The organism is Propionicimonas sp., from assembly GCF_034927565.1.
Taxonomy (GTDB): Bacteria; Actinomycetota; Actinomycetes; order Propionibacteriales; family Propionibacteriaceae; genus Propionicimonas.
This window is the reverse complement of the sequence record NZ_JAYFPT010000054.1, coordinates 75515-83913: the sequence shown is the minus strand read 5'-3', so window position 1 is coordinate 83913 and position 8399 is coordinate 75515. Positions and strand designations below refer to the sequence as shown.

The 8399-nt window shown below is 69.1% G+C and carries 7 protein-coding genes; 3 read left to right on the top strand and 4 right to left on the bottom strand.

Translation table 11 applies throughout. The annotated features are described in order from the left end of the window. Positions 1 to 2705 (top strand): DHA2 family efflux MFS transporter permease subunit (locus VB080_RS11060; RefSeq protein ID WP_323418499.1); only part of this gene is annotated, 2705 nt, incomplete at its 5' end. Further along, the gene (locus VB080_RS11055; protein ID WP_323418498.1) at positions 2702 to 3286 is read left to right on the top strand and encodes a TetR/AcrR family transcriptional regulator; all 585 of its coding nucleotides are present in this window, start codon (positions 2702 to 2704) and stop codon (positions 3284 to 3286) included. The genes VB080_RS11060 and VB080_RS11055, both read left to right, overlap by 4 nt. Positions 3287 to 3347: 61 nt before the next feature. On the opposite strand, the gene VB080_RS11050 is transcribed toward VB080_RS11055, so the two are convergent. Then, positions 3348 to 4322 (bottom strand): TerC/Alx family metal homeostasis membrane protein, encoded by a 975-nt coding sequence (locus VB080_RS11050; RefSeq protein ID WP_323418497.1) that lies wholly within the window; start codon positions 4320 to 4322, stop codon positions 3348 to 3350. Between the two features lie 380 nt (positions 4323 to 4702). Here VB080_RS11050 and VB080_RS11045 point away from each other — a divergent pair, with 380 nt between their 5' ends. After that, the gene (locus tag VB080_RS11045; protein WP_323418496.1) at positions 4703 to 5905 is read left to right on the top strand and encodes a DUF480 domain-containing protein; all 1203 of its coding nucleotides are present in this window, start codon (positions 4703 to 4705) and stop codon (positions 5903 to 5905) included. Positions 5906 to 6176: 271 nt separating this feature from the next. Here VB080_RS11045 and VB080_RS11040 read toward each other — a convergent pair whose 3' ends face one another. From VB080_RS11040 to VB080_RS11030, 3 genes are all read right to left on the bottom strand, one after another. Beyond that, a complete protein-coding gene (locus VB080_RS11040) occupies positions 6177 to 6653 on the bottom strand; it encodes a YbjN domain-containing protein (protein ID WP_323418495.1) in 477 nt (158 codons plus the stop codon). Positions 6654 to 6872: 219 nt separating this feature from the next. Beyond that, positions 6873 to 7805 carry a folate-binding protein gene (locus VB080_RS11035; protein WP_323418494.1) on the bottom strand — a complete coding sequence of 311 codons (933 nt, stop codon included), beginning with the start codon at positions 7803 to 7805 and terminating at the stop codon, positions 6873 to 6875. After that, positions 7802 to 8296, bottom strand: a complete 495-nt coding sequence (locus VB080_RS11030; RefSeq protein WP_323418493.1) for an FABP family protein — start codon at positions 8294 to 8296, stop codon at positions 7802 to 7804. Before VB080_RS11030 ends, VB080_RS11035 begins: the two co-directional genes overlap by 4 nt. Positions 8297 to 8399 lie beyond the last annotated feature (103 nt).

Here is an 8399-nt window from a genome sequence, read left to right as displayed (position 1 = left end):
CCCTGATGGCGACAGCTATCGCAGAGCGTCCGGCAACCGACGCCGCCTCGTCCAACCCGCTGATGACCCACCGGCAGATCCTGTTCGTGATCTACGGGCTGATGGCCGGCATGTTCCTCTCCTCGCTCGGCCAGACCGTGTTCGGCACCGCGATCAAGACGATCGGTGACGACCTGCACGGCCTCGACCAGCAGGCCTGGGTGACCACCGCCTACCTGATCACCTCCACGATCACCACGCCGCTGTACGGCAAGCTCTCCGACATCTTCGGACGGCGGCCGCTGTTCATCATCGGTATCGGCATCTTCATCTCCGGCTCGTTCCTGTCGGCGTTCTCCACCTCGATGCTGATGCTGGCCGGCTTCCGCGCCTTCCAGGGCCTGGGCGCCGGCGCGCTGATGGCGCTGCCGCTGGCGATCATGGGCGACATGCTGGCCCCGCGCGAGCGGGCCAAGTACCAGGCATATTTCATGGCCACATTCGGCATCGCGTCGGTGATCGGACCGTTGATCGGCGGCATGTTCGCCGGCGCGGACACCATCCTCGGCGTCACCGGCTGGCGCTGGGTGTTCCTGATGAACGTCCCGCTCGGCCTGATCGCGCTGGCCGTGGTGGTGGTCTTCCTGCACCTGCCGCACATTCCGCACGGCCACGCCCGCATCGACTGGTGGGGAGCCGCCCTGGTGGTGGTCGCCCTGGTCCCGCTGCTGCTGGTCGCCGAACAGGGCCGGGAGTGGGGCTGGACGTCGGCCGCGGCGATCGCCTGCTACGCCACCGGTGCGCTCGGCACCGTCGGCTTCATCCTGGTCGAGCAGCGGATGGGGGACGCCGCAATCATCCCGCTGCGGTTGTTCAACGCGAAGTTCTCGGTCACCATCGTGCTCAGCGTCCTGATGGGCTTTGGCATGTTCGGCGCGATGATGACCATCCCGCTCTACCTGCAGATCGTCGAGGGCCTCAACCCGACCCAGTCGGGTCTGGCCACGCTGCCGATGGTGCTCGGCCTGATGATCGCCTCGATCACCAGCGGCCAGCTGATCGCCCGCACCGGCCGCTACGGGGTCTTCCTGGTCACCGGCGCCGCCACCACCCTGGCCGGTTTCGTCCTGCTCTCCACGGTGAACCTCGATCGTCCGTTCTGGTACCTGGAAGCCGTGATGTTCGTGGTCGGCCTGGGTCTGGGCCAGCTGATGCAGCCGCTGACGCTGTCCGCGCAGGCCTCCGTCCCGGCCACGGACATGGGCGTCGCGTCCAGTTCGGCCACCTTCTTCCGGCAGATCGGCGGAACCATGGGAACCGCCATCCTGCTGAGCGTGATGTTCACGGTGTTGCCGACCAACATCACCCACGCGATGTCGGACGAGGAGGTCACCAGGCAGGCCCTGGACGCCGCGCTCGACCCGGCTGTCGCGGGCGATCCGGCGAACGCTGCGATCATGGACACGATGTGGACGCCGATCGTCACCAAGGTCTCCGACCAGGTGGACGAGAACCTGGCCACCGCCACCGACCAGCTGAAGGAGAAGGTCGAGGCTGGCCTGCGGGAGAAGGTCTCCGAGGCCGCGCACAGCAAGGCCGCCGATGGCGCCGCGGCGCTGGCCAAGGGCCTGGACGGGCTCGGCACCGGGCTGGGCAAGCTCACCGACGGCACGTCCAGTTTCGTCAGCGGTGTTGGCAAGCTCGGGGACGGAGCGAGCGCCCTGGCCACCGGGACCAGCAAGGTCGCCGGCGGTGCCCACAAGCTGGCCGGCGGCGCGTCCCAGCTCTCCGGCGGACTGAGCAAGGTCAGCGCGGCCACCTCAGCCGCCGCCCACCAGTCGAAGCAGGCCACCGCCAACTTCGCCCGGGTGCAGGCGGCGCTCACCGTCCTGGGTGAGGACCAGGCCGCCTGTGCGGCCGGCGACAACGATGCCTGCGACGCGGCAACTGCCGACACCGCGCAGGTGACCACAACGATGAAGACCCTGGGCACCAGCGTCTACACCACCAGTGGCTACCTCAACGGCAGCGGCGGCAAGCCCGGCATCGCCGACGGCCTGACCGGCCTGGCCAAAGGCGCCAAAGGGCTCGCCACTGGCACCGACACCCTGGCCACCGGGTTGGACAAACTCGCCAGCGGCACCGGCAAGCTGGCCGACGGCGCGCACGTCGCGGCCAGCAAGGGCACAGCGATCCCGACCGGGATGACCAAGCTCGCCGACGGGAATGCGAAGATCGAGGACGGGGTGACCGGCCTGTCGACGATCGAGAAGACGATCGACGACAAGGTGCAGGAACTACTTCCCGACGCCATCGCCAAGGCGCTCGCCACCGCCGCGCAGGAGAAGAACCTCTCGGTGAAGGACGGCCGGCTGGTCGTCGACTGGGCAGACCCGACCCAGCGGTCGGCCATGGTCGACCAAATCGCGCCCACCCTGGTCCAGGCGATCAAGGACGGCAAGGCGTCCGACAGCAACGTCAATGCCGGTGGCGGCACCAGCGACACGTCCTTCCTGGCCGGAGCCGACCCGCGACTCACCAGGCCCTTCCTGACCGGCTTCAACGACTCGGTCGTCGTGGTCTACTGGGTGGCGATGGCGGTGATGGTGGCGGCCTTCGTGATCGCCTGCTTCTTCCGGGTGCCCGCCCTGCACACCCGTTCGGCGCTGCAGGAGCGCGCCGAACGGCAGGAGGCGGCCGCGCCGGGCGAGGTGGCGGCGGCATGACCACGAGCGCGGCCGGTTCGCTGCGAGAGCGGAAGAAGCTCGCCACTCGGCAGGCGATCCACGAGGTCGCCCTGCGGTTGATCAGCGAGCGCGGGCTGGAGCAGGTCACTGTGGAGGAGATCTGCGCCGAGGTGGGGGTGTCCCCACGCACCTTCTTCAACTACTACCCGACCAAGCTCGCCGCCGCCTTCGACCTGTTCATGGTGGAGATCGCTGAGGAGGCCGCCGAGCAGTTCCTGGCCGGCTCGGGTCCGCTGATGGCCGACCTCTGCGAGCTGGTCGCCGTGAGCGTCAACATCCCGTCCGACTACGCCCAGGTCAGGCAACTGGCGCGCTCCGACCCGGAACTGGGTCTGGCCTTCTGGCAGCAGCAGAACCTGCGCAAGCAGCCGATCATCGACCTGGTCGAGCGGCGCACCGGCGACCGGCAGACGGCAGTCCGGGCGTTCGCGATGCTTGCTGTCGGAATCATCGGCGGGATGCGAAATCCCGGCCTCAGCACCACCCCGGACGCGATCGCAGCCACCCTGCGTGAGCAGTTGCGGCAGCTCCGCTCGCTGCTGGACGGCATCCCCGACTGACGGGTCTGTCTCCAGCTCCTTCGCCCCGAGACCGACGAGTTCAGCGCGTCCACCCGGCGGCTCAGCCAACCGGTGCGCGTCTGCGTCGCCGGGTGGCGATCAGGCTGGTGGTGATCACCGTCGCCAGAATCGCGCCGATCACGATCAGGGACGTCTCGGTGGCCACCACCGGCACCCAGTGCCAGATCCCGTGCGCCCAGTGCAGCACCAGCTTGGCGCCGATGAACGCCAGGATCGCCGCCAGGCCGTAGCCCAGGTGCACCAACGAGCCGAGCGCCCCCGCCAGGACGAAGTAGAGCGCCCGCAGCCCCAGCAGCGCGAAGGCATTGGTGACGAACACCAGGTAGGGGTCGCCGGTGATCCCGTAGACCGCCGGCACCGAGTCGACAGCGAACACCACATCGGTGCCGAGGATGGCCAGCGTCGCCAGGGCGAGCGGGGTGACCGCACGCCGTCCGTCCTCGACGACGGTCATCCGCGGGCCCCGGTAGCCATCGGTGACCGGCCAGAACCGGCGGGCGAGCCGGACGATCCCGATCGAGCTGACGTCCACCTCGTGCTCGGCAGGATCCAGCGCATCCCGCAGTACCTTCACCGCAGTGACCATCAGGACGCCGCCGAACAGCAGGAAGGCCCAGGAGAAGGACGAGATCAGCACCGCGCCGAGCGCGATGAACACGCCCCGCAGGACAAGCGCCCCGGCGACCCCGATCAGCAGCACCCGCTGCTGGAGTTCCTTCGGCACCGCGAACGAACTCAGCAGCAGCATGAAGACGAACAGGTTGTCGACGCTCAGCGACTTCTCCACCAGGTAGCCGGCGTAGAACTCCAGGCCCCGGTCAGCACCGAACCCCTGCCAGACCCACACTCCGAAGAGCACCGGCAGCGCGATGTAGAACACCGACCAGCCGATGGCCTCCTTCAGTTTCACCTCGTGCGGTTTGTGGGTGATCGCGAAGTCGAGGCAGAACAGCGCCAGCACGGCGACGATGGTGATGACCCACAGGGTCGGCGAACCGAGGGTGATCTCGGGCAAGGCAACTCCTCACAGTGAACTGTGAGGTCTCCTTCGCCTGGCTCAGGCGCATCCGCGAGAGCACCTGACGTGCTCGTACTGACCGCGGATGACTTGGGAAGTACTCCCCTCGGCCAGACAGTGTACGGGTACCACGCCAGCAGAGGAAAACCCGACCGGTACGCACAGGTGCGCCGGGCTGGACCGGCCCGCGGCGGGAAGACCGCGGTCAGGGCATGAGGAGAAGCAGACGCTGCACGTGGCGGTTTCTGGCCGGGATGCAGGACGGAGGACTAGCCGGGTAGCAGCACGACACGGGCATAGCCGACGACACCGTCAGATGCCCGATCCAGAAAGCGACACGCAGTGGTCGTGTGCTGGCGGGCCTTTAGGCTTCGATCATGTCGTTGCCGGTGCTGACCACCGAGGAGCAACGGGTGCTGGGCTGCCTGCTGGAGAAGCAGCGGACGGTGCCCGCCAGCTACCCACTCACCCTGAACTCGCTGCGGTTGGCCTGCAACCAGACCTCGAGCCGCGACCCGGTGGTCGACTACTCCGAACGCACGATTCAGGATGTCGGCCGTGCCCTGAAGGACAAGAGCCTCGTCCGGCTGGTCTGGGCGGGCGCCGGATCACGGGTGATCAAGTACCACCAACTGCTGGACGAGGTGCTCGCTGTGGCCGAGGACGAGCGAGCGCTCATCACCGTCCTGCTGCTGCGCGGGCCACAGGCGCCCGGCGAACTGCGGACCCGCACCGAGCGGCTGCACCCGTTCGCCGATCGGGCTGCCGTCGAGACCTGTCTGGCGCGCCTGGCGGCCCGGGATGAGCCCCTGGTGCGCGAACTGCCGCTGCAGCGCGGGCAGCAGGACCGCCGCTGGATCCACCTGCTCGGCCCGGTGGACGGCGCCGACGCCCCAGCCACGGCCGAGCCCGCCGACCTCGAAGCGGTACTGGCCGAGGGTGCCCAGGCCCGCGATGCCCGGGTGCTGGCAGCGTACGAGGCCGCGGCCGGCGCCTACTCCGAGGCAGTGCTGGACGAGCTCACCGAGAAACCCTTCGACATCTGGCTGCTGGAGCGGATCGCGGCGGCGGCCGACGGCCCGGTGCTCGACCTCGGCTGCGGGCCCGGCCAAATCGCCGCCTTCCTGGCCGACCAGGGGGTCGAGACCCATGGGGTGGACGCATCACCGGCCATGGTCGAGCAGGCGCGGGCGAATTTTCCCGACCTGGACTTCGAGGTTGGCCGGTTCCACCAGGTACTGCGGCCGCGGACCGCTGCCGCGTGGGGGGCAATCGTGGCCTGGTACGCGTTCTCGCATCTTGCCCCCTCCGAACTGGTCCCTGTGCTGCGGACGGTGGGCGCCACCCTGCGCCCGGACGGGTTGCTGGCCGTGGCGCTGCAGGTGGGGGGACGGGTGGCGCACCTGGACGCGCTCTTCGGCATCCCCGTCGACCTCGACGTCGTGCAGCACGACCGCGACCGGGTGCTGGCGGCATTCAGCGCGGCAGGCCTGGTGGTCGATGAGTGGTACGTCCGCTCCCCCGTCCCGTCGGAGGAACAGACCGAACGGCTCTACGTCCTCGCCCGCCACCCCGGCTGAGCTCGCCGCCGAGTCCGCTCCGCTGCCCCAGCACCGCCGCCGGGGCCTCTCGCCGGCTCTGGCCGAGCTGTCGAGGGCCGGAGGCGTCGAGCAGGTGTCTGCCTTGCCCGCCGAAACCGGGGCGCTGGGGCCATCGGCGTGCATAGTGCACGCGTCTGACCTGGTTCGCCCGGATTCTGCCCGGGTTGACCCCACCCCGGCCCGTCACCACGGGTCGAGTGGCCGAGACTGCAGTGCCGGTACGGTCGCTGCTGGTTCGGTCGCGGCCGGCTCAGTCGCGCTCGAACTCGGCCCGGGCGATCGCCGCTTCGACGGCGAAGGTTTCGTTGAGTTGGTCGAAGAAGTTGCCGGTGGTGCCCAGAGCGCAGTTCAGGTGTTGCCCGAGCTGGGCATCGGTCAGGTCGTGCTCGTAGTCAACCGAGACCTCCGCGACGATCCGGACCTCTCCGTCGTCGACGCGGGCGTAGGCCTTCGGCCAGATCTTCTGCAGATTCCAGTCGTTGGTCGCCCGCAGCGCGGCGTCGTACTGGTCGTCGGAGAGCCGTCCCCACCAGGTTCCGCGCACCTGCAGGATCTCGTTGTACCGCCCCATCACGAAGAAGTAGAACAGGCAGCCGTCCCAGAAGCCGTACAGGTCGCCGTCCTCGTCCTCCAGGTAGTGGCTGCCCCGCGCGTCCAGCGCCGCAGCGACCCGCTCCTTGCTGAGTGGCTCCAGTCCGCCGCGCCTGCCCGGTTCACTCTCCGCCATGAATGACTCCTCATCTCGGTGCGACCACCGTACCCTGCCGGTGAACCGTGGAGCCGACACCACGACCCCGCCCGCAGCCTCGCCCTGCCGGACGTGCCGCCCCAACGCGTCCTGATCCTGCGTGACGCAATTCGTCTGCTCGATGCACGACGCCGGCCGATTCTGCCGGCTCGACGCAATCGACCTGCAGAATCACGTCAGGTCAAGCCTGGCCCCGGATCAGCGCCGGCCCAGGCCGGCGGCGGGCCGCCAGTGCAGTCCGGCCTCCGGGTCGACCAGCACCTGCTGCCCGGCGGCGATGCCGTCGACCACCAGGTCCGCGTCAGTGGGCAGCTGCCGCTTCACCAGAGCCAGTCCGATCGGGCCCAGTTCGTGGTGCCGTTCGGAGCTGCCCATCCGTCCGACCACCCGGTCGCCAGCCATCACGTCGGCACCGACAGCAGGCAGCCGTTCGGCGCTGCCGTCCAGGTGCAGCAGGGTGAGCCGACGGGGCGGACGGCCGAGGTTGTAGATCCGGGCAACGGTCTCCTGGCCGGGATAGCAGCCCTTCGCCAGGTGGGTGGCCGGGCCCAGCAGATTGTTCTCGGGGTTGGCCAGTTCGTTCGGGATCGTCTTCTCGTCGGTGTCGAGGAAGACGCGCGGCTGTCCGGCGGCGATCCGCAGTGCCTCCATCGCCCAGGTGCCTGCCCGGACCTCACCGAGGACCTCCTCGACAGCGGCGGCATCGACCACGACTGGGGCTGGCGCTCCGGCCGGCAGGACCAGCCGCTTGTCCGGCTGCTCGGCGATCTCGACCCGGGCGGCGAAGACCATCCGTTGCAGCCAGGCCAGCAGCGGCTCGGCGTGGCCGGGCTCGGTGTGCGCCCAGAGGGTCTCGCCGTCGTCCATCGCGCCGAACACGTGGGTGAGGTGGCCCTGCGCGTCCAGGATGTAAGCAGCGGTGGGCTGTCCGGGTGCCAGTGAGGCGAAATCCTGGGAGGAGATGTCGTTCAGCCAGCGGAGCCGATCGCGTCCGGTGATCGAGAAGACCGGACGGTGGGACAGGTCGACGCTCGCCTGGCCAGCGCCCAGCCGGCGCTGCTCGCGCAGCGGGTCGCCGTAGTGCCAGACAGCGCCGGCGTCCGGGCCCTCGGTGTGCCGCACCGCGGTCATCGGCGCTCCAGGGTTGCCCAGAGGTACGACTGCAGGTCGTGCTCGGTGGTGGCCCGGTCGAAGGAGAACATCAGCTTGCCGTCGACCAGCCCGTAGAGCCGGCGGCCAGCGGTGTAGGCCACGGCGGCCTGGTTGGTGCGGGCGACGGCGTCGGTGATCAGGTCGATCCGGCCCGGGGCGAGCTTGCCGAACCAGATCTCGGCGTACCCTTCCGGGCTGCACATCATGACGTCCACGCTGCCGTCGGCCAGCGGACGCCAGAACCCGGTCTCCATCGCCAGCGCCTTCACCGGCCGGCCCTCGTCGTCGGTCTCGAAGCTCTGCGAGAGGTAGTGCAGGTAGTCGCCGCCGTTGTCGGCGAAATCGATCTGAATCGCGTAGGAGGTCTTCGCCTCACCGGGCCACTGCCGGTAGCCAGTACCCTCCCAACGTCCCCGCAACCAGGCCAGCCCTACCAGCGCGGGGTTGAGGTCGGACGGGATCTCGAACATCTCACTCCTTCTTGCCGCGGACCAGCCGGACGATCCCGATCACCGCGGCCACCAGCACCAGCGCGCAGCCGATCACGACCACGATGACCGTCACTGAACTCCC